This is a genomic window from Levilactobacillus mulengensis (assembly GCF_003946045.1).
GTDB classification, from domain to species: Bacteria; Bacillota; Bacilli; order Lactobacillales; family Lactobacillaceae; genus Levilactobacillus; species Levilactobacillus mulengensis.
Window position 1 is genome coordinate 24,969 of record NZ_RHNW01000017.1, and the last position, 20,050, is coordinate 45,018.

At 44.1% G+C, this 20,050-nt stretch carries 18 protein-coding genes and 2 pseudogenes; 12 read left to right on the plus strand and 8 right to left on the minus strand.

Going from position 1 to position 20,050, the window contains the following annotated elements:
- Positions 1-176: 176 nt before the first annotated feature.
- A complete protein-coding gene (mobQ, locus tag EKM84_RS12155; RefSeq protein WP_125765996.1) occupies positions 177-2,237 on the minus strand; it encodes a MobQ family relaxase in 2,061 nt (686 codons plus the stop codon).
- A gap of 269 nt (positions 2,238-2,506) precedes the next feature.
- Here mobQ and EKM84_RS12160 point away from each other — a divergent pair.
- Together EKM84_RS12160 and EKM84_RS12165 are read left to right on the plus strand one after the other, a co-directional pair.
- A pseudogene (locus EKM84_RS12160) lies at positions 2,507-2,727 on the plus strand (hypothetical protein).
- Positions 2,728-2,748: 21 nt separating this feature from the next.
- Positions 2,749-3,027, plus strand: coding sequence for a hypothetical protein (locus tag EKM84_RS12165; RefSeq protein ID WP_003680647.1), 279 nt, complete (start codon positions 2,749-2,751; stop codon positions 3,025-3,027).
- Between the two features lie 265 nt (positions 3,028-3,292).
- On the opposite strand, the gene EKM84_RS12170 is transcribed toward EKM84_RS12165, so the two are convergent.
- Entirely contained in the window at positions 3,293-3,760 is a 468-nt protein-coding gene (locus tag EKM84_RS12170; RefSeq protein ID WP_041816491.1) for a CinA family protein, read from the minus strand.
- A gap of 742 nt (positions 3,761-4,502) precedes the next feature.
- On the opposite strand from EKM84_RS12170, the gene EKM84_RS12180 reads away from it, so the two are divergent.
- The 4 genes from EKM84_RS12180 to EKM84_RS12205 all read left to right on the plus strand — a co-directional run bounded on the left by EKM84_RS12180 (position 4,503) and on the right by EKM84_RS12205 (position 8,238).
- A complete protein-coding gene (locus tag EKM84_RS12180) occupies positions 4,503-5,432 on the plus strand; it encodes an IS30-like element ISLpl1 family transposase (RefSeq protein ID WP_015473476.1) in 930 nt (309 codons plus the stop codon).
- 1,443 nt (positions 5,433-6,875) lie between these two features.
- Positions 6,876-7,664: a ParA family protein gene (locus EKM84_RS12195; protein ID WP_125765998.1), complete on the plus strand. Its 789-nt coding sequence runs from the start codon at positions 6,876-6,878 to the stop codon at positions 7,662-7,664.
- Entirely contained in the window at positions 7,657-7,890 is a 234-nt protein-coding gene (locus tag EKM84_RS12200) for a hypothetical protein (protein WP_125765999.1), read from the plus strand. Before EKM84_RS12195 ends, EKM84_RS12200 begins: the two co-directional genes overlap by 8 nt.
- A gap of 108 nt (positions 7,891-7,998) precedes the next feature.
- Positions 7,999-8,238 carry a DUF5388 domain-containing protein gene (locus tag EKM84_RS12205; RefSeq protein WP_225418200.1) on the plus strand — a complete coding sequence of 80 codons (240 nt, stop codon included), beginning with the start codon at positions 7,999-8,001 and terminating at the stop codon, positions 8,236-8,238.
- 295 nt (positions 8,239-8,533) lie between these two features.
- Here EKM84_RS12205 and EKM84_RS12210 read toward each other — a convergent pair whose 3' ends face one another.
- Both EKM84_RS12210 and EKM84_RS12215 read right to left on the minus strand, forming a co-directional pair.
- Positions 8,534-8,806, minus strand: coding sequence for a hypothetical protein (locus EKM84_RS12210; protein WP_125766000.1), 273 nt, complete (start codon positions 8,804-8,806; stop codon positions 8,534-8,536).
- Complete coding sequence (locus EKM84_RS12215) at positions 8,806-9,540, minus strand: GH25 family lysozyme (protein WP_125766001.1); 735 nt, start codon at positions 9,538-9,540, stop codon at positions 8,806-8,808. Before EKM84_RS12215 ends, EKM84_RS12210 begins: the two co-directional genes overlap by 1 nt.
- A 226-nt stretch (positions 9,541-9,766) precedes the next feature.
- Between EKM84_RS12215 and EKM84_RS12220 the strand changes: the two genes are divergently transcribed.
- The gene (locus EKM84_RS12220) at positions 9,767-10,150 is read left to right on the plus strand and encodes a hypothetical protein (RefSeq protein WP_125766002.1); all 384 of its coding nucleotides are present in this window, start codon (positions 9,767-9,769) and stop codon (positions 10,148-10,150) included.
- A gap of 148 nt (positions 10,151-10,298) precedes the next feature.
- Here the strand turns inward: EKM84_RS12220 and EKM84_RS12225 are convergent, their stop codons facing one another.
- Positions 10,299-12,128: a bifunctional metallophosphatase/5'-nucleotidase gene (locus EKM84_RS12225; RefSeq protein ID WP_125766003.1), complete on the minus strand. Its 1,830-nt coding sequence runs from the start codon at positions 12,126-12,128 to the stop codon at positions 10,299-10,301.
- A gap of 173 nt (positions 12,129-12,301) precedes the next feature.
- A pseudogene (locus EKM84_RS12230) lies at positions 12,302-13,231 on the minus strand (IS30-like element ISLpl1 family transposase).
- Positions 13,232-14,016: 785 nt separating this feature from the next.
- On the opposite strand from EKM84_RS12230, the gene EKM84_RS12240 reads away from it, so the two are divergent.
- Together EKM84_RS12240 and EKM84_RS12245 are read left to right on the plus strand one after the other, a co-directional pair.
- A complete protein-coding gene (locus EKM84_RS12240) occupies positions 14,017-14,922 on the plus strand; it encodes a proline iminopeptidase-family hydrolase (protein WP_110140163.1) in 906 nt (301 codons plus the stop codon).
- Positions 14,923-14,937: 15 nt separating this feature from the next.
- Positions 14,938-16,557, plus strand: a complete 1,620-nt coding sequence (locus EKM84_RS12245; protein ID WP_125766005.1) for a peptide ABC transporter substrate-binding protein — start codon at positions 14,938-14,940, stop codon at positions 16,555-16,557.
- A gap of 106 nt (positions 16,558-16,663) precedes the next feature.
- Here the strand turns inward: EKM84_RS12245 and EKM84_RS12250 are convergent, their stop codons facing one another.
- Complete coding sequence (locus tag EKM84_RS12250; RefSeq protein WP_125766006.1) at positions 16,664-17,038, minus strand: YxeA family protein; 375 nt, start codon at positions 17,036-17,038, stop codon at positions 16,664-16,666.
- Positions 17,039-17,357: 319 nt separating this feature from the next.
- Here EKM84_RS12250 and EKM84_RS14450 point away from each other — a divergent pair, with 319 nt between their 5' ends.
- The gene (locus tag EKM84_RS14450) at positions 17,358-17,489 is read left to right on the plus strand and encodes a hypothetical protein (RefSeq protein WP_263853638.1); all 132 of its coding nucleotides are present in this window, start codon (positions 17,358-17,360) and stop codon (positions 17,487-17,489) included.
- A gap of 6 nt (positions 17,490-17,495) precedes the next feature.
- Positions 17,496-17,744, plus strand: coding sequence for a GlsB/YeaQ/YmgE family stress response membrane protein (locus tag EKM84_RS12255; protein ID WP_125766007.1), 249 nt, complete (start codon positions 17,496-17,498; stop codon positions 17,742-17,744).
- 269 nt (positions 17,745-18,013) lie between these two features.
- Here the strand turns inward: EKM84_RS12255 and EKM84_RS12260 are convergent, their stop codons facing one another.
- Positions 18,014-18,616, minus strand: a complete 603-nt coding sequence (locus tag EKM84_RS12260; RefSeq protein ID WP_225418198.1) for a phage head morphogenesis protein — start codon at positions 18,614-18,616, stop codon at positions 18,014-18,016.
- 87 nt (positions 18,617-18,703) lie between these two features.
- On the opposite strand from EKM84_RS12260, the gene EKM84_RS12265 reads away from it, so the two are divergent.
- A complete protein-coding gene (locus tag EKM84_RS12265) occupies positions 18,704-19,879 on the plus strand; it encodes an IS256 family transposase (protein WP_125766008.1) in 1,176 nt (391 codons plus the stop codon).
- Positions 19,880-20,050: the final 171 nt, after the last annotated feature.

Sequence of the window (20,050 nt, forward strand, 5' to 3'; positions counted from 1 at the left end):
CCCTCCTCATCTTCAAAAATATCATTCAATGTTGGCAATGATCTTATTTGAATCGGGGTCGTGCCATAAAGGGCAACGTAGCCATCGGCTAATTTTTGCCAAGCTACTTGATAATAAGCCCCATTTTCAGTAATTTCTTTTAAATACTTATAGGCTCCTTTAATTTTACATTTAGATTACAAGTGCATGCCCCCATCTTCATGCCGGTTTCGAGTTTGGTGTTGCCGTTGCTTTTTCGTCATTTCCCACTCGGTCTCCTTTAGTCCACGTAGTCGCTGTTTTCTTAGATAGTCCGTATTTTTCGCATATAAAATGGTCATTAAGGCTTCGTCCAAAATATTCATCAGGTAATTTTTCGGGCTAGTTGGATGGTAATTAATGGCCTGATAGCCCTTAACTTGAGCTCGCTTATATTGATCAAAGCGCATTGTCTGTTGTTTCAAACGGGCTTGCACCATTTCAATTTGTTGGTGATCCAACTTAGGATCTTGGCCACATTCGCCGATAAACAGTTGCCGGGTGCCATCATGTTTTAAGACCCGTTGCAGTCGATGATCCTGAATATCTTTTAATTCCATTTTACCTAACAGGTAATTTAAACCGGCTTGGTGTTGCTGACTAGTAAAGACTACCGGTGGCTGCTGTTGTAATTGACTAAGATCATCGGCGCTTAATGGCTTTAATTCTGGGTCATAGTAAACCACAGCGGTATAGATTTGCTCCTTGTCAATTGTCTCTAGCTTATCGAGGTCACTGTCCGGAAAAGCAGTCGTTAGAATGCTGTCGTATTGGGTTTGCACTACGGCTTTAACTTCCCGCATGACACGTAAATCTTTCACCGCTTTCGAAATGAATTCGAGTTCGTTAGGTTCATAAGCGGCTAGTATGCCCCGATCAGTAGGCTTCAAATCGTCTAACTGGTGACCATGTTTGGCTAGTACCGTGGTTAATTGCTTCTCAATCGTCTGGGCTTGCTGATTAACTAACTGCCAGCTGGTATATGGCCGCTTGGTAAACGTCAATAATTGCTGGGTTAATAAGTCGTTTCGAATATCCGCTAACCGTTCTGCCAATTCGCTACCTTTAAAAATCGTTTGTTCGCTATTAGTCTCTTTAATTAGTTCCCGTCGTTCAGCTGCAGTTGTCTGTTCAAAATCAAGCTCTGGATAAAGCTTTTTTGTTGCTCGTTCCACCACTTTATTTAACAACTGATTAGCTTGTGCTAGTGATGTCGTTTGCTGGCCAATGGTCAACAGTTGTTTAGTTACATCTTCACCAACCGCATGCTTAATTAATAAGCTGTTTTTCCAATTAAACAGCATGCGCTGTTTATCGCCTAAATGCTCTAAATCGACATAGGTTTTCAGTTGTTGACTTAGGTGGCTAATCGTGTGCTTTTCGGAAAATGATAACTCGTCAGTTAATGCATCAAAATGTTCATGATTTCGAATCTTTTCGTCAAGATTATAATACTTAGCTTGAGTGCTTCTTTGTGCTCTAACTTGTTGATTAAATGCTTTTCGGTTTTGTCGTTGACTGTTAATCCCTTCGTGTTGGGTAGGTGTCTCTTGAATTCCTTGATCGATAAATGATTTTTCACTGATCCGATCGGGAATGTTTTTTTGTGCTAAAGACTGATTAACACTTGTTGCCCAATTTTTTCGCCACTCATTAATTTTTTCTTTTTTATCCCAATCGACTAACCAAATTTTTCTTTGTTTTGGGAACCCACTTTTAGTTAGAAGTTGCTTGCCATTTTCATCTTTAATGTACTGCGTCTTTGCTTTTAATCCCCAACTACCATCGGGGTTAAATGGGCGATTGGTTAACATCACATGTGCATGCGGATTGTCTGGGTGATCGCGATGAATTGCTACGTCAGCTACCATACCTTGATCGACAAAATTTTCTTGCACATATTTTGTCAGTAATTCTTTCTGTTCGGATTCACTTAATTCTACCGGTAAAGCCACGTTAAATTCTTTTGCATACCGTGAGTTTGATTTACGATCGTTCTTTTCAACTTCATTCCATAATTGTTCTCGATTACTGGCCCATTCTGGTGCATTTTTGGGGGTTAAAATAAAGCTTTCTGGAATTACCGATCGGGCATAGAAATATCGGCGACCTTCTTGATCATCAAATAATTTTTCACCACTTCGATAAGCCGCACTGGCAATCGCACTTCGTCCTTTTCCAGCACTAATATTACTAAAACTAATATGAAATATTGCCATGTTGGTCACCGTCTTCCTTTGATTCTATGAGTTTGACTTTGTTGTCGCCAACGGCGACTTCTAATACAGGTTTTAATGGGGTTAACACAACATAGAATTTATTCTATGTGTAAGTGCGCATTAACCTCATTTCACTCGGTCTGCTGATTCTCTTAACTTTAATTTAGTGTATGCCTTCCGCTTCGCTATTTCAACTTTTATCCTTTGACTTAACGTTTCCCTTATGATATAGTGTCGGTGATTATTTTAAGATGATTGGAGGGATAGTTATGCAGCAAAGTAACTTAGAGAAACAAGAAGCTAAATTAAAATCCCTTAATCAAAAAATTAAGGCCGAAAAAAATAAGATTGAACAACGATTGAACAACGGCTAGGTAAACAAATCATCAGTCAAGCCAATTTAGATTATGCTAATTTATCTAATGACAATATCAAGTCCTTATCCAAAAAAGTATCCGAGTTTTTAAAGGAAAAGTTCGTAGATCATTAGTCATAGGAGATGGGGAGTTCCATGCCTAATCAATATGAAAAACTAATTGAACAACAAGCGCGTTTAAAACAAAAAATTGAGCGGGAAGATTTTAAGTTACGCCAATCTAAGTATTATGAAAATCGACAAGCACGCAAAGCCCGTTCTCGCCGATTAATTCAAAAAGGGGCTTTATTAGAAAAGTACTTTCAAGCTAATAACCTCTCGGTCGAACAAACCGAAGAACTTTTAAAAACATTTGCTGACTATGTCAACGCCCATAAACCGGATAAATTAAAAAACGATCAACCTAATAACTAGGCCAATCGTTTTTATTTTCAGGATTGTTTTGGGTCTAGAATTTTTGGTGTTGGAAAGTATTTCCATTCCAAAAGTACTAGGCCCTTTTTGATAACAAAAAAGGGCATCTAAGCCTCCCTAGTGCTATGCTTTAAGCGACGAAACTCAAAATAAGCGGGGTAGGAATAGATGTCTCAACTAGATAATACACTTAAATTACTGGGAATTACAGACACAAACATTCAGGTGTTCGGTACTCGTGATGAATTTCGCTGGCAATATCGTTTTAATATTTCTGCAAGTATTGCACCAATAAATCAATCCCTGCTTGGCAGCTCTGCGTCATTACTGACTCAGGTTCACCAGGAAAATAATACGTTTTGGCTAACGTCGTTTCCGGATTAGCTAAGCCGATACAAACAGTCCCCACCATTACGCCCTCCAATTTATCAGGACCAGCCACGCCGGTAAATGCTAACGCAAAATCAGTACCGGCAATTTTGCGCGCTTGTTGGGCCATGCTTTTAGCAACTTCAGGACTGACGACGCCATATTTTGCGATCAAAGCGGCCGGCACGCCGAGTAGCTTGGTTTTAGCCGTGGTGGCGTAGGTGATGAAACCGCCTGGATAAATTTGACTAGCCTGTGGTGTGGCGGCTAATTGGCTTTGAAAGGTCCCGCTAGTTAAGCTCTCGGCGCTGGTCAATGTCAGTTTGCGTTTAGCTAAATATTTTGCTAGTGTCGGTATATCCATATTGCATTCCTCCTCTACTCTACAGCAGTGAATAATTTTGGTACCGAAAGTTTCCGCTGTTCCGAACGATACGACTTGGACTTGCTTAACTTTGATATTAGTTCCAATCGACATTGGGAAATAAGTTCTGCTTAGCTAACATCCGATACTTGCTAATAGCGTTGTTAAAAACAAGTGACAGTAGCCATCATATTACTTGAAAATATGTCTTATTCTTATGGTGTAGCAAAGCTGCGTACTTAACTAAAGGGTAGCGTCAAGAATCTTGTGTAAATGAAATGCCTTAAATTTTAATCTAGTTTTGTCACTCGGTTCATATCATTAAGCTGGTACGTCTTACTCAACGATAAGCCAAATCATGATTGCTAACCCAACGATCCCAATTAAGAACAACGCAACTATAAACATTATCATTGGAATAATGCCAAAAATTTTTAACCACATGTTATCATTTCTTTCTGTAATCAATTATAAGCTCTTTTAAGCCATTCTATCTTACTCACGTATATTTATATTCAAGTTGTTCTAAAACGTCTTAGAACGTATCTCATAGCTTTAAATTAACATGAAATCAATGAGGATAGAAATGCAATTAAGATTATCCCAACTGATAACAAAACTAATCCTAAAAATATTGAAAAAAGGTAGATTGTAAAATTAATCCGAACGCTGTTCGGACAAAAAAAATCAGCTTCCTTTAAAATGGTGTTTACCACAAACCCATCTTTTAGGAGCTGATCTTTTGTCTAGTATAACCTATTCCGAACGAATTAAAATCGAAACCTTTTGTGAACTAGGGCTGTCCAATATCCAAATGGGCGTTCGGCTGAACCGATCACCGTCAACAATTTCTTATGAATTATCTCGATGTCAACCTTATCAGGCTGAATTAGCACAAACAGATGCCGAATACAAGCGATCACGATGTGGTCGGAAAACTAAGCTGAGCGATGAGTTAAAGCAAAAAATTCTCAACCATTTACGTCTAAGCTGGTCACCAGGAATGATTGCTCACGAATTTAAACTAGCTACTAAATCTATTTATAATTGGCTAAATCAGGGGAGAATTGATTTCTCCTTGAATGATCTACCTGAACATGGCGTACGCCAACGGCGTAACGTTGACCAGCGATCCAAATATAATCAATCTTTGGGGCGATCAATTGAACAGCGTCCCATGATGATTAATCAACGTAATCGCATCGGCGATTTTGAACTAGATACAGTCGTTGGTCCTCGTGGGCATAGTAAGGCAGTTTTATTAACTTTAATCGATCGCAAATCACGGTTCCTTTGGGCATACCGGTTAAAAGATCGGACGACAGCGACTGTTAATGAAGCACTAACTAAGTTCCTAACCACTTTTAATGGTCCGGTGCACAGCTTTACTGTGGACCGTGGCACTGAGTTTAGTGGGCTAGTATCACTTGAATCACAATATGGTATTAAGACCTATTACTGCCATGCTTATACGCCAGCTGAACGTGGTAGTAATGAACGCTTTAATCGGAATTTACGTTATTTTTATCCTAAAGGGACTCGTTTTGAGCACATTAGTGCTCAAGATTTAACGACGACGTTACTCCAAATTAACCAGCGACCGCTTAAAATACTCGACTGGCAAACACCGTATCAGGTTATGCTGACAAATTTGTCCAAAAATTCGGATTAAATTTGCAATCTACCAAAAACATATATTTTCCCTTCCAGCTCATTTTGTTTAACTTAGGCCTACCCTATTGTAATCACTAAAAGTGACTAATTTCATTAGTGACAATTAAGTGTTCCGGTGGCGTTCTTAGATTACCCTTCTTATCTATATCATTGAGAAGTTTCTGTAATTCTGATACAGTGTTAAAAAGACCGTCTAAGAAGGTACCCTCAGCTCTTCATTGGATGGTCTTTTTTCTATATACCAATTTTTACTTTACATATTCAGCCTTATCCCAAGTAACCACCATTCGCCCTGATAAAACAACGATCCGTTATTTGGCCTTTGTGAAATTTTCTGGGAAACAATTGGTCTAGCTATTCAATCCCTGGTTTATCGGTAAATATACTTTGTGAAATTCACTGAAATCATGTCTAGGCCATTCCCTTGAATTCAACTGTCTCATTCTTTGTATTAACCAAAAACTTACCGACATTTCCCTGATATTTAACGGATACTTTAAAGGAATACTTATAATTTACACGAGTATATCGAATACTACTAATTCTCCCCCGATACCCTTGCTTATGCAAAACTCTTTTTACTTGATCTCTCTGCTGATTTGTAATTCTTGCAGAACTCCGATAGATTGTCTTCTTAACGATCACATCTGGATTCAATGGAACAATGTAATCCTTACATTCCAACAATTCCACCAACTTTCTTTTTTTCTTTGGAATTTGACTTGACGGGTTATGGTTTTCCATTCAGTTTAGAGGGAGTGACGTTTTGAGCGCAGAATTGTTCCCTGGAATCAGCTATTGGGAATAACTGAACCAGAGTACAATTCTACTACTAAAAGTTTCCCCTTAGTTCGTCGGTCGTTAACGCCCGTCGCTTGTCTGTACAATTGCGGTATTGCTACCACCACTCATTATAAACCTACGTTTTCGGTTTAGCCTACTAAAAAACGCCCTAGCAGGCGTTGATGATACGTATTTATTTTTGTTCGATCACCAACTAATCAATGGCACCAAGCCGAAGCTTCGTTTTACCACCCGCGCCGTTAATGGTCGCGCTCACCATTCACCACCCAGCCGTACAGATGACCTTGTTGTGGTATAGCCAGACTTATTGAAGTCGCACTGGCAAACGTGTCCCCTTGGATTTAGACCCCAGCTTGTCCCCTAGGGCTTTAAAAATCGCACCGGCCATGATATAATAGTCATTAAACTAGATGACTTTTATGTGGCGCTCACCAACTGCAATTGGTGGGTGTTTTTTTGTATATAATTTAGTAGACTTATTATTTATTAATGTCCACGAAGTAATGGTAACCCTGAATCGATAGTTTGTCAAACTTCTAATAAATTATAAATAATAAATTATTTATTTTAAATTATATATTATTTATTTTAAATTATCTTCTTATTGTGTTATCATTGCGTCATTGGAGGATATACTATGAGAGCTAAAACATTGCTACATTTTAACTTTAAAGGTGGCGTAGGCAAGACTACACTAAGCGTCATGAACACATATTTATTAGGTGCCAACAAAAACAAAGTTTTGCTGATTGACCTCGACCCACAGGCAAATGCTACCGAAATTATGAAAGCCACATTTAACAAAGAAATTGAACCGGCTGTGTCTCTTTACAACGGACTACTAAATTTTGATCTAAGTAAATCAGTAGTTACTCTAACCGATAATATCTCAATAATTCCAGCTGATTGGGAACTAAGTTTATGGCCTGGTAAAGCTGAAAAAATTAAGTCTCATGACCGCATGCTTATATTAAGTGAGCTGATCAAGAGCTTTAAAGAACAATTTGACTACATTATTATTGATGTTCCGCCAACACTCTCCATTTTTACCAATAATGCAATTTTAGCCAGTGACTATATATCGTTAGTATTGCAAACTCAAAAGCAAGCTTACACGTCTGTTCTTAAAACTGCACAGTATATGTTTCAATTAAAAAGTGATTATCAAGCATCTTTTAACGTTGCTGGTGTAATTCTTTACCTCGTTAAAAAAGACGCCAAAGTTGATAAAGAAATAACACAAGCTGCCATAGATTCATTTGGAGACGCTGTATTTTCCAACAGAATTTGGCAGCAGGAACGAGTTAAGCTGTTTTCAAACGAAGGCATCAAAAATGAAGACCACTGGGATAAACGAGCAATTGGAATGTACGATATGGTGCTAAAAGAACAACTAAAACGGATTGGAGAAATGGAAAATGGCTAATGATTTTTTAGGAAAATTAGCAAAACAAGCTAACCAACAACTAGGCGACAATGAAAGCCCATTTAAACAAAAAAAAGAAGTCACTAGGCCCGTACAAGTACGTGAAGGTACGTATAAAATGATTAAAGATATAGCCTATCATAAGGAAGCTAAGATAGTTGATGTCATTGACTCTATGCTTAAATACGCTATCAATTCAGGCGAGTTTGACGAAGATAATAAATAATTTAAAATAAAAAATAAATTATTTATTTTAAATTACAAAAATTCAAGGTGCTTTGGGAATAAAAAACGAGCAACTATTATATTTGATGAAGATGTCTCAGATCAAACTATCAGCGTCAACAAATCCGTCAGTTCAGTTACCTTTGATACTACGCTAAGAATTGACAACCACTTGAAAAACTTTATGAAAGCTATGGTAATTTTGGGATATAGCTCAACTCAACAAAATGGCTTAGCCCAATTGCAAAAAAACTTTTTTGAATCGTTAACGGAGTCTGAACAAAATACGCTTACGACTCAAATACAAACTTTGGAAACCGGCGATGCTAACAAAGTAAAAAGTAAATAATCACGCGTCCTCAGACAACACGTTCAACTTTTAGACGTATACTTGTCCGTTTAAATGAAGCAGAATGCACGCAAAAAAGCCCTCTACTATGCGAAGTAGGGGGCTTTTTTGAAGCCAATCTATACAAACATTATTTAGGGGAATGTTTGTGCCTAATTAAGAGTATATAGCGTTCAACTTAAAATGTCACGCCTTAAAATGTCACGCCATTTGCACAAAAAAAGCCACCCACCTCGTGATGAGATGAGTGGCTTTTTGGTTGTGTCAACTTTGAAGGATTAACTTAATCCTAGCACTATTTATTTTTTAATTCACGTACATCGCCTTCAACGTTGTCTAAGCGTTCGTTGATAACTTTGTGCTCGCTTCTGCTAGTGATGAAATCTTCACGCAGCGTATTTTGCGAATCAAACAGCCGTTCAATTCGCTGGCTGCTATCCTTCATACTTTGAGCAATGTCTTGCAGCCGATCCGTGAAGGGCTTCATGACAACCATCAAAGCCGCATAGATACCTGCAACTACAGCAAAAGCCAAGGTGATTAATTCAATCCAACGATCAAAGGTCATTACTTACCACCCGACTTTCTAACCAGCTTCACATAGTCCTTATTAGCTGAGATGTAACCAACGTCAGTCTTAATCCGGTACACCTTACCGTAAATGGTACTGCCCTTGGAGAAGTGAATACGGCGCTTATTAGCCTTGTCTAAGGCTGGCTTACCATACACATTAACCTCACTGGTAATCACTTCGTACAGGCCGTTATCAGCCCAGTATGAGGCTTTCTTATGGGTTACCTTGGTAGCCTTACCTGAAAGCTTACCGTCGAAATCATAACTGCAATCTACTCCGTACCAGTTGTCGGTATATTGCCAAGCGTTGGCATTAGCTACTCCCGGTTGACTGACACCATAAGCCGCCACCCAGATTGCTTTATCTACCAGTTGGGAACGATTAATTCGGCCAGCATTGAACCAGCTACCCGATCCGTACGTAATCACATTCTTGTACCCGTGACTAATCAGATACCGAAGGAATACGTTAACCTGGCTGGTTGTGGAATAGGGTAAGTCGGGTGCTTCAACATCGATTGCAAGTACCGTGGACTTATCTAATCCCATCTTCTTCACCCAAGCCAGAAAGTATTGAGCTTCAGCCGTTCCCCGACCATGAAAGAAGTGGTAAACCCCTACGGTATTGAATACTTTGAATCCATTGGCAATCTGGTTGCCAGCCTTGGGACTGAGATAACCCGTACCTTCGGTTAGCTTGGCCATAATCCCATCAGCACCCCACTTCATGGAAATCCCCGAGATAAATTGGTGAGTATGGCTAACCCGCTTTTCCTAACGACCAACGCGGCTGGAGTCCCACCATATCAGCGTTTAACCATGATTAGCGTTTCTAAATAATTGGCCAAAAAGATTTGCCGAACGTCAATATTGACTCAGAATGGTTGGCCCTATAGACTAGGCCTCAGATAGCCAAAAGGTGACTACCTATTTATTTTCTTAGGGGGAGTTCTTTATGAAAAAAATTTTAGGTTATGTTGCTGGTGCCGCTGCTTTGTTAGCTTTAGGTGGTTGTGCGTCATCGAGTGCGAGTGCCCAAGGGGATAAGTCTTCATCGATGAAGACCGTGACTTCATCCAAACAGATTAAGTTACGGACGCCCTACAAAAAGAACGCTCAAAAGCTCGAGTTCAAGAACGGTCGCAAAAACGCCAAGTTAACCATCTCCAAGGGCAAGAAGCAGTGCGTCAAGAAGTTTGACGTGAAGACGAAGGGGAACTTCAACGTTAAGTTGACTAAGGCCCAAGCTAAGAAGCTCAGCCAATGTTCATCCTTTAAGTATTCCGTTGCCCAAAAGGGATACAAGACCTACACGATCACGGACACCATCAGCAAATAACTTAAGGGAAAATCGGACTATCTTAAAAGTCGGCCAGCGTGCCGACTTTTTTAGTGGCCGCAATTACCCTTCCACCGGGGCTAAGTTATCTGCTCAACCTAAAAACGCATCCGCCGAATTCAATTCGGCAGATGCGTCTAATCAGTCTTTATTTAACTGGCACTTTCCGGTTCAATTCTGGTACGGGAATCGGACTGTGATTTTGCAGGTAGCTCGTCAACAGGTCGATGTCTTGGCCGGCATTATCCACGATGGTCCCGTGGGTAAAGGCGGTGTAGGCGTCCCCACCAGTTGATAAGTAGTCGTTGGTCAGCACCTTGTACTTCTGGGTCGGCACGAGAGCTTCCCCCTTGTCCGTCTTCACGTCGGAGACTGTGTAGAGCTGGTCCCCGGAAGTTGCGGGCGCGTACTTGTAGGTCAGTCCGGAAACTTCCAAGAAGTACAGTTGCGACTTGGTGTACTGTTCGTTCAACAGGTCGACGATGTCCTTCCCCGTCAGTTCAACGATGGGTTGGCTGTTCCCGTATGGTTGCATGTCGTACAGGGTTCCCAGCGTGACCTTGCCGTTTTCGTTAACGTTCATGCCGCTACGAATGGAGTCGTTGCTGGTAATGGCGATATCCGTGGCGTGGCCTTCTTCATTAGCCACCGTCCGTTGGGCGTCAACCACGGCGTAGGCCGCAGCGGATTCCTTGTTGTCGGACAGGTCGTTACTGATGGCCTTGCCACCGGCCGTCGACCCGACTTCGGTGTTGATGATCGGGGCCACGTCCTTGTTGGCATCGGCGACGATCGACGTGATCTTGTTAAAGGCCTTGTCGTTCGTAAAGGTGGCTGCCGGATCGTCCTTTAAGGAGAAGACCGGTGCGACCTTGGCGTCGATGCTCTTCTTAACGAAGTCACCCGTCTTGGTGCTCAGCTTAGCCGTGATGTTGTCGTAACCCCGGCCCTGGAACCCGGCCTGGACCACGGGAACCCCGTTGACCCGGCCGTTCGCGTATTGGTGACTGTGGCCGGCGAAGAACAGATCCACGCTGTTCTTCGGGTCGATCTTGTTGAGTTCGGTCAAATCGTTGACCGCGTCCCCGGTAGTCTTGCCATTTTGGGTCACGGCACCGGTATGGCCTAAGACCACGATGGCCTTCACGCCCTTGGCCCGCAGAATCTTGTCGTACTTGGCAATGGTCTGCGCTTCATTTAACAGGTTATAGTTCTTAGCGATGCCCGGCAAATTGGTATTCAAAATGCCGATGTAGCCGACCTTCACGCTGGCCTTGGTCTTGGGATCCGTGACCTTTTTGATGGTGTACGGCTTCCACCCGGCTGGAATCTCGCCGGTCTTCTTGTCGGTCACGTTAGCGATCACGATTTGCATCCCGGTCTTCACGAACGGGTACTGGTTGATGGCTTGCACCTGTTGGGGATTCTTGATGCCCGTGGTGCTAGGACGTTGACCGTTGACCAGGTCGCCGTATTGGGTCAGGCCGTGGTCAAATTCATGATTTCCAATGACCCCGACCTTGATCTTCATGGCCTGGAGGGCCGCTAAGGTTGGACCATCATCGAGTAAGGCGGAGTTCGCCGGACTGGCACCGACCATATCACCGGCTTGGACCCGGACCGTGACCCCGTTTTTGTGGGCCTGTTTAAAGGTGGTCTGTGCCTGGTCGAGGTACCCGCCCAGCCGTGCGACCGTGCCGGCACCTTCGATGGTCTTCTGGTCCATGACCAGCTTCCCGGTGGTCTGCAGGCCCCCGTGAATGTCGTTGACCCCTAAGAATTGAACATCGATGTTCTGGTTCTTTTTCTTAGTGGTTTTCTTCGCGGTCTTTTTTGCTTTGGACTTTTTGGCCTTCTTAGCCGCCTGCACTTGTTGCGGCGCGGTCATGACCGTACCACCAACTACGCCGCCCGTAATGGCCCCTAAACAAACTAAAGCGGCCAGGACGTGACGCGTCTTACTCGAGAATTCAAACATGTGACGTTCCTCCCAGTTTCAAATAATAGCGCTTACAATTGATATTATAGCATAGCCATAACCGCTAGTGAAGCTGGTAAGCAAGGTATCAAGGTTGGTACCGCTAAAGGTAGAGAACGGGTAGTAATCCCGGCTTAGACCAGATAATTGAAAGGAAGTGGTAGATTGCAAATTTAATCCGAATTTTTGGACAAATTTGTCAGCATAACCTGATACGGTGTTTGCCAGTCGAGTATTTTAAGCGGTCGCTGGTTAATTTGGAGTAACGTCGTCGTTAAATCTTGAGCACTAATGTGCTCAAAACGAGTCCCTTTAGGATAAAAATAACGTCAATTCCGATTAAAACGTTCATTACTACCACGTTCAGCTGGCGTATAAGCATGGCAGTAATAGGTCTTAATACCATATTGTGATTCAAGTGATACTAGCCCACTAAACTCAGTGCCACGGTCCACAGTAAAGCTGTGCACCGGACCATTAAAAGTGGTTAGGAACTTAGTTAGTGCTTCATTAACAGTCGCTGTCGTCCGATCTTTTAACCGGTATGCCCAAAGGAACCGTGATTTTCGATCGATTAAAGTTAATAAAACTGCCTTACTATGCCCACGAGGACCAACGACTGTATCTAGTTCAAAATCGCCGATGCGATTACGTTGATTAATCATCATGGAACGCTGTTCAATTGATCGCCCCAAAGATTGATTATATTTGGGTCGTTGGTCAACGTTACGCCGTTGGCGTACGCCATGTTCAGGTAGATCATTCAAGGAGAAACCAATTCTCCCCTGATTTAGCCAATTATAAATAGATTTAGTAGCTAGTTTAACTTCGTGAGCAATCATTCCTGGTGACCAGCTTAGACGTAAATGGTTGAGAATTTTTTGCTTTAACTCATCGCTCAGCTTAGTTTTGCGACCACATCGTGATCGCTTGTATTCGGCATCTGTTTGTGCTAATTCAGCCTGATAAGGTTGACATCGAGATAATTCATAAGAAATTGTTGACGGTGATCGGTTCAGCCGAACGCCCATTTGGATATTGGACAGCCCTAGTTCACAAAAGGTTTCGATTTTAATTCGTTCGGAATAGGTTATACTAGACAAAAGATCAGCTCCTAAAAGATGGGTTTGTGGTAAAAACCATTTTAAAGGAAGCTGATCTTTTTTGTCCGAACAGCGTTCGGATTAATTTTACAATCTACCTAGTGCCAACAGCTCTAAAGCACAACGCTAACCACTGGCAATGCCATGTCACCTTTCGATATCACCGGGTTAGATGATTCTGGATCAAAGCATCGCCAGCGGTAATGGCATCCAAACCTTGCGCTAAATATCTAATTCCTTGATTCCACGATGCACTAGCTGAATGGCCGCTTATCAAAGCTTTCTCATTTTTCAAAAAAATTTATTTTTTATTTCAACAAATTCACTGGTTGCCAAATTGTTTTTATATTCCTTATACGCCAACGATTATTGTCCCCACATTTCTTCCTTCACATTCACTGTTTTATTCAGACAACCTGTTGACAGGACAAAAATTCGGTGCTAGATTAAGAATCATTAAATATCAATGAGAAAATAATTAAACGCAATGATTAGGCAAGTAACCGTCAGCAGGTTCCGCAGAGAGGCCCCGTTTGGTGCGAGGGGTTGAACGAACTGGCTAGTGAAAATCCCCTGATCGTGGTAAGGACGAACCTTTGGGAGAGTCCTTAATGGCGGCATCCATTATCTTGCTAGCGTATCGTGGGGCGACCCACCGTACGTGAATTAAGGCCATTTTTTTATACAATGGCAAAGCATAGGTGGTACCGTGGCGACGCCCTATTTGGATCAGTTTTTGATCCAGGTAGGGCGTTTTTGTTTTCTCAAATTTTTGGAGGGATTCGATGTCAACAGGTACGCGTTTATTGCAATTAAAGAATGGGTTTCATTTATTCACCCGCACGGTGGGTCACGGCCCCATCAAGCTGCTGTGTCTTCACGGCGGCCCCGGCAGCAACCACACCGAATTTGAAAACTTCGCCGCGGAACTCGGGGAGGATCGGGTCCAGGTCACCATGTACGACCAACTCGGGTCCTTCTTCTCCGACCAACCCGACTTCAGTCGCCCGGAGAACCAGCACTTTTTGACCTTAGACTACTACCTCAGCGAACTTGAGGAGGTCCGCCAGCAATTGGGCTTAGACCAGTTCTACCTGCTCGGCCACTCCTGGGGTGGCCTACTCGCCCAGGAATACGCATTGAAATACGGGCAACACCTCAAGGGGCTGGTGGTCATGAGCATGATCGACAACATCGCCGAGTACACCGTTCACATCAACGCCTTACGGGCGGCCACCCTGACCGCTAGCCAGGTCGCCTACATGCAAGGCATCGAGCACGCCGAAGCCTTTGACGATCCCGAATACCAGGCGCTGGTCGACGTTTTGAACCGCCAGTTCGTCTGCCGGCATCCCGAAAAGGGCCCCCGCCAACTGGTCGCCACCACCGCTACGCAAGTCTACAACCACTTCCAGGGCAATAACGAATTCGTCATGGTGGGCACCCTAAACGGCTGGGACCGGCGCGCCGACTTACATACCATCACCCTCCCGACCCTCCTGACGTTTGGAGAATACGACACCATGCCACTCGCGACCGCCCGGCGGATGCAACAAGCCCTGCCCCACGCCCGGCTGGTCCTGACCCCGGACGGCGGCCACTGCCACAGCATCGACAACCCGCCCGCCTTTTTCCAGAACCTGGGTCAGTACCTACAAGATGTCGAACAGAATCAGTTCACCACTTACTAACAGGAGGAATCGCCAATGCATTTAAAAAAATTAACCGTCTTCGGTAGTCTCTGCCTACTCGCCGGCACCCTGGCCGCGTGTGGTCAAGCCACCGCGCACCAAGGGCAAAAAACGCTGCACCTGATGCAGACCTCGGACCTGACCTCCCTGGACACGTCGAACACCGCCACTTTGACTCAATGGAACGTCTTACAGCAGTCCATGGAGGGCCTGTACCGCATGAACGCCAAGAACCAAGTGGTCGGGGCGATGGCCGAAAAGGTGGTCCAACCCACCAACCACGGCAAGACCTACACCTTCCACCTGCGGAAGTCCGCCAAATGGAGCAACGGCGACGCGGTCACGGCGCAGGACTTCGTGACGGCCTGGCGCCGCTCAGTCAGCCCCAGCGCCACCTCTGGCTACAGTTACATCTACGAGGGCATCCAAAACGCCACGCAGGTCTCCGCTGGGAAACAGCCCGTGAGCTCCCTGGGCGTCCAGGCCGTGAACGACCGTACCTTAAAGGTCACCCTGGCCCACGCCATGCCGTACCTCGATAAGATGCTGACCATGCCGGCCTTCTTCCCCCAGGATCACCGCGTGGTTACCAAGTACGGGAAGACCTACGGCGCCACTAGTACCAAGATGGCCTACAACGGTCCCTTCACCGTCCAACACTGGACCGGCACCAACGATACCTGGAACCTGGTCAAGAACAGCCGCTACTATGATAAGGGCGCCATCAAGCTCAGCAAGATGACCATGCAAGTGGTCAAGGACCCGACCACCGCCCACAACCTCTTTGAACAGGGTGACTTAGACGACGCCACGGTCTCCGGGGTCACCGCCCAAGGTGTCCAGCACGACAAACACTTAAAACACGTCAATAAGGCCGGTACCTACTATCTGCGGTTCAACCTCGCGGACAACCACGCATTGCGCAACCAGAACTTGCGCCGGGCCCTCAATCTGGTGCTCAACAAGGAACAGTTGACCAAGAAGGTCCTCAGTGATGGTTCCACCGCGGCGTACAATTACGTGACGCCTTCCCTGGTCACCGACCCGACCACCGGTAAGGACTTCGGGACGGAAACCCAGAACTCCGAAACCTACGACGTGGCCAAGGCTAAGCAACTCTGGGCCAAGGGCCTCAAGGAACTCGGCCAGTCGTCCGTGACCCTCAAACTGGTCAGTGACGACACCACCGTTTCGAAGAACGTCGACCAGTTCGTGCAGGCTGCGGTCAAGCAAAACCTCGACAACGCCCGCGTTTCCGTGATGGCCTTACCCGCTAAGAGTACCGACAGCGCCGTGCAATCCGGCAACTTCGATATGGATTCGACCCTCTGGCTAGCCGACTACGCCGATCCGGTCTCCTTCTTCGACATCCTGACCAAGACCAATCCGCAGAACTACGGCAAGTACGCCGACGCAACCTTCAACACCCAGGTCAGCGACGCTCACGGGGTCAACGCCACCAACCAGAAGGCCTACTGGCAAAACATGCGGACCGCGGCGCAACGCCTGAATCAGACCGCCGCCGTCCTGCCCCTCTACAACATGACGGAAAGCCACTTGGTCAACCAGAAGTTAACCGGCGTGGTCTACCATGCCGTGGGGGAAAACGACTACACCCGAGCTACCTTTAAATAGTTTTTTGGGAACTCTGCCTTTCCTTCTAATCATAGAAGAAGCCACGCAAAAAGCCGACCAGTCATTCTCCGGACGAGAATCGCTGGTCGGCTGGTGTGTCTGGTTCTTAACGGTGGTTCCGGGCAGTCAGTGGCACCTGATCCGGGGCCACCGCCTGGTAATGGGTCACGCCGTAATGGCGATTGACCGTCACCCGCACCAACTGCCCCGGCTTAAAGGGACCCGGATCGTCCGCATTGGTCTTTAAGGTCACGCGCTGGGCCTGCCCGTTCGCGGTCACCGCGGTCCCGTGGTACACGTAACCGGTAATCGCATAATTGACCGGTAGCGCTAAGGGCCGCGTCCCACCGCGTTTCGTGATTCGTAGGTAGGCCGTCTCCCCACCGTAGCGGTAGGTCGTCCAACCAGCCCATCCCAATAATTCGACCGCCAGTAACGTGGCGGCCAAGCCGCCTAGGTGGGTCGTGATCAAGTTTTTCATATGCTCCTCCTCTGATTCCGACTGGCAGCATGTTGCTCCCCGAACTGCCAATAACTAGCATCCCCTTTTGACCAATCAAGTTCAATGGGAATGAACAGTTTCATATGTATTTCTTTATTTTTTGGTTAGGGATTGCCAAAATTAAAATTAGATTATGCAATAACTAAATCGATTATTCTTTAACGCCTGTAATTGAGAAAAGGCAAATCAAAAATTCCTATTTTAAAAAGAACGGCACAATCGAATAACTTGTATGCAAATATTCAATTGCCTATAATTAGATTAAGAAGGATGCAATTTAGATAATGGAGGATTTCATATGAAAAGATTTGGACGTTGGTCAAAAATATCAATTATCATTTCTATATTTCAACTTTTATTAGCCATTTTTAAAGAAATTCAAAACTATAACAAATCTAAAAAACATCCTTCGAAAAATAAGAGAGGATGATGTTTTATGCATTGGTTATGGGTTTTAATTATTGGTGCCATCATTGGTGCTATTGCTGGAGCAATTACTAGCAAAGGAAAATCAATGGGGTGGATTGCTAATGTTGTTGCCGGATTAGTTGGTTCCTCTATTGGAGAAGCTATACTCGGATCTTGGGGCCCTCAATTAGCCGGAATGGCAATCATTCCTTCAATTATTGGAGCAGTAATTGTTGTTGCTGTAGTTTCTTTCTTTGTCGGTAAATCAAAGAATTAGTTTTTAAGCTTCATTTAAGGTTCTTATACTAAATTATAGATGCTAACTTAGTTAGCACCCCTCGACTTTGTTGTGAGCGAAGCCAATTAATAATATTCCTGACCCACTTGATTTTAAACTAAGTGGGCTTTTTTTGTTCCTTAAATACCCTATCAAGTTCACCAGACAGCAGATTCCCATCTTCATCACAGGCTACCAGCTGGCAACGACACCTTGGATGAGTATTCGTGACTGGAATCGGTGCTTGTCCATAGGCAAATGTTTGTCTATCAAGTGGGTTCACAAATATCACAAACACGATCATCTTCCTCGGTTAACCACATCACATACTGAACATTCTGTTCATCATACGCTCTATTCTTACCGCCGTTGCTATTGCGTATAGCTTCATTAGTTGTTAACGTATGAATTCTGGATAGCATTTGGTTCATAGGCGTTGCTAAATTGTCATCAATTCGATCACCGCTTTGAGGAATACTGCGGGTCATTTTATTGATGTCTGATTTTTTCATGCGGCGACTCAAACCCTTGTTCAGGGTTTCTTTCATTCGTGTCGTCATGACGTCGCCATGCACCCAAATTCGTTGAGAATACTCAGCTTGGTTGGCTACTTTATCTGGAACTGTTGATAGTTTATTAGGGCTTGAATTATTATAGCCATCGATATACTGCTGTTTGAGTTCATTCACTGCAAATGATTCACTTTTTGCTGTAGCAATATTCATACCGGCGCCAATCATTGCACCCAACATATCACGCCGAGAAATAGATGCTTGGGCAAAGATTGCTTGCAAGCGTTTAGACAATTTGTCACTAGGACTAGCGTTAGCTAGCATTTCATCGAGAGCGTAAAATATCTTGTGTAAATGCATAAAAGATTTCTGAATTGTATAGAAATAGGGAATGCCTTCCCTTATGATATTTAGTAACCACAGAAAACATCACAGGAGGCATTCCCCATGAATGAACTTACCACAGAAATTATCGCTGCACTAGCCCAAAAGCAAGATTTGGACGAAGTTTTTCGTCACCACCTCAAAATTGCGATTAACCAGCTGCTTCAAACCGAATTGGCAGAGTTTTTGGGTTACGAACGCTACTCATACGCTGGGATTAACACTGGTAATAACCGCAACGGCAGTTATGAACGCTCATTTGATACGAAGTATGGCCAACTTAACTTAACCATTCCCCGAGATTGCAATGGCCGGTTTGAAAATCATACCTTGCCAGCCTACGGTCGGCACAGTGATAATTTAGAAACAACGGTCATTCAGTTGTATACCAAGGGAATTACCACTGCTGAAATTGCCGAACTCATTGAGAAAATGTACGGTGCTCACTACTCCAAAGCCACGGTTTCCAACATGACTAAAGCCGTCAATGAACAGGTTCAAGCTTTCCAGCAACGGCGACTGGCTTCACAATATGCGGCCATCTTCTTAGATGCCACTTACTTGCCGTTAAAGCGGGATACCGTTCAAAAAGAAGCCGTTCATATTGCGATTGGCATTCGTCCAGATGGTACGAAAGAAGTGCTGAACTACCAAGTTGCGCCAACAGAATCGACTGGAATCTGGACTGAACTGCTGGGAACCTTGATCAAGCAGGGCGTTAAAGATGTGCTGTTGTTTGTGGCCGATGGGTTAGTTGGTTTGGATGAAGGCTTGAATCGGCATTTTCCTAAAGCCAAACGACAACGTTGCCTGGTTCATGTTGGGCGGAATCTGATGAACAAAGTTCGCGTAAAAGACCGCAAGGCCGTGATCAGTGACTTTAAACAAGTTCATCGGGCCGCCAACCGTGAAGCAGCCGAACTGAAACTGAATGAGTTCGCCAACAACTGGCATCAGACCTATCCCAAATTAATCAAAGATCTGTTTAAAATGCCGAATTTACTCACTTTCATGGACTTTCCATCAGCTATCCGGCAATCACTATACTCCACTAACCTGATTGAGAACTTTAATAAGCATCTCAAGCGCACCACCCACCACAAAGAACAATTTCCAACGGAAGATTCACTGGATCGCTTCCTGGTTTCTCAGTTTAATGTTTATAACGAGAAGTCTCTGAAGCGGATCCACCGAGGGTTCAAAGGACTCCAGGACACCTTGGAAGCATCATTTCTTTAAGTTAGTTACATATTATATGTACGAAGGCATTTCATTTACACAAGATTCTTGACGCTACCATTTTGGGTAGCGTCAAGAATCTTGTGTAAATGAAATGCCTTAAATTTTAATCTAGTTTTGTCACTCGGTTCATATCATTAAGCTGGTACGTCTTACTCAACAATAAGCCAA

Coding starts and splice junctions, on each gene's coding strand:
- mobQ (WP_125765996.1), bottom strand. CDS start 2,237: ATGGCAATATTTCATATTAGTTTTAGTAATATTAGTGCTGGAAAAGGA.
- EKM84_RS12165 (WP_003680647.1), top strand. CDS start 2,749: ATGCCTAATCAATATGAAAAACTAATTGAACAACAAGCGCGTTTAAAA.
- EKM84_RS12170 (WP_041816491.1), bottom strand. CDS start 3,760: ATGGATATACCGACACTAGCAAAATATTTAGCTAAACGCAAACTGACA.
- EKM84_RS12195 (WP_125765998.1), top strand. CDS start 6,876: ATGAGAGCTAAAACATTGCTACATTTTAACTTTAAAGGTGGCGTAGGC.
- EKM84_RS12200 (WP_125765999.1), top strand. CDS start 7,657: ATGGCTAATGATTTTTTAGGAAAATTAGCAAAACAAGCTAACCAACAA.
- EKM84_RS12210 (WP_125766000.1), bottom strand. CDS start 8,806: ATGACCTTTGATCGTTGGATTGAATTAATCACCTTGGCTTTTGCTGTA.
- EKM84_RS12215 (WP_125766001.1), bottom strand. CDS start 9,540: ATGAAGTGGGGTGCTGATGGGATTATGGCCAAGCTAACCGAAGGTACG.
- EKM84_RS12220 (WP_125766002.1), top strand. CDS start 9,767: ATGAAAAAAATTTTAGGTTATGTTGCTGGTGCCGCTGCTTTGTTAGCT.
- EKM84_RS12225 (WP_125766003.1), bottom strand. CDS start 12,128: ATGTTTGAATTCTCGAGTAAGACGCGTCACGTCCTGGCCGCTTTAGTT.
- EKM84_RS12240 (WP_110140163.1), top strand. CDS start 14,017: ATGTCAACAGGTACGCGTTTATTGCAATTAAAGAATGGGTTTCATTTA.
- EKM84_RS12245 (WP_125766005.1), top strand. CDS start 14,938: ATGCATTTAAAAAAATTAACCGTCTTCGGTAGTCTCTGCCTACTCGCC.
- EKM84_RS12250 (WP_125766006.1), bottom strand. CDS start 17,038: ATGAAAAACTTGATCACGACCCACCTAGGCGGCTTGGCCGCCACGTTA.
- EKM84_RS14450 (WP_263853638.1), top strand. CDS start 17,358: ATGAAAAGATTTGGACGTTGGTCAAAAATATCAATTATCATTTCTATA.
- EKM84_RS12255 (WP_125766007.1), top strand. CDS start 17,496: ATGCATTGGTTATGGGTTTTAATTATTGGTGCCATCATTGGTGCTATT.
- EKM84_RS12260 (WP_225418198.1), bottom strand. CDS start 18,616: ATGCATTTACACAAGATATTTTACGCTCTCGATGAAATGCTAGCTAAC.
- EKM84_RS12265 (WP_125766008.1), top strand. CDS start 18,704: ATGAATGAACTTACCACAGAAATTATCGCTGCACTAGCCCAAAAGCAA.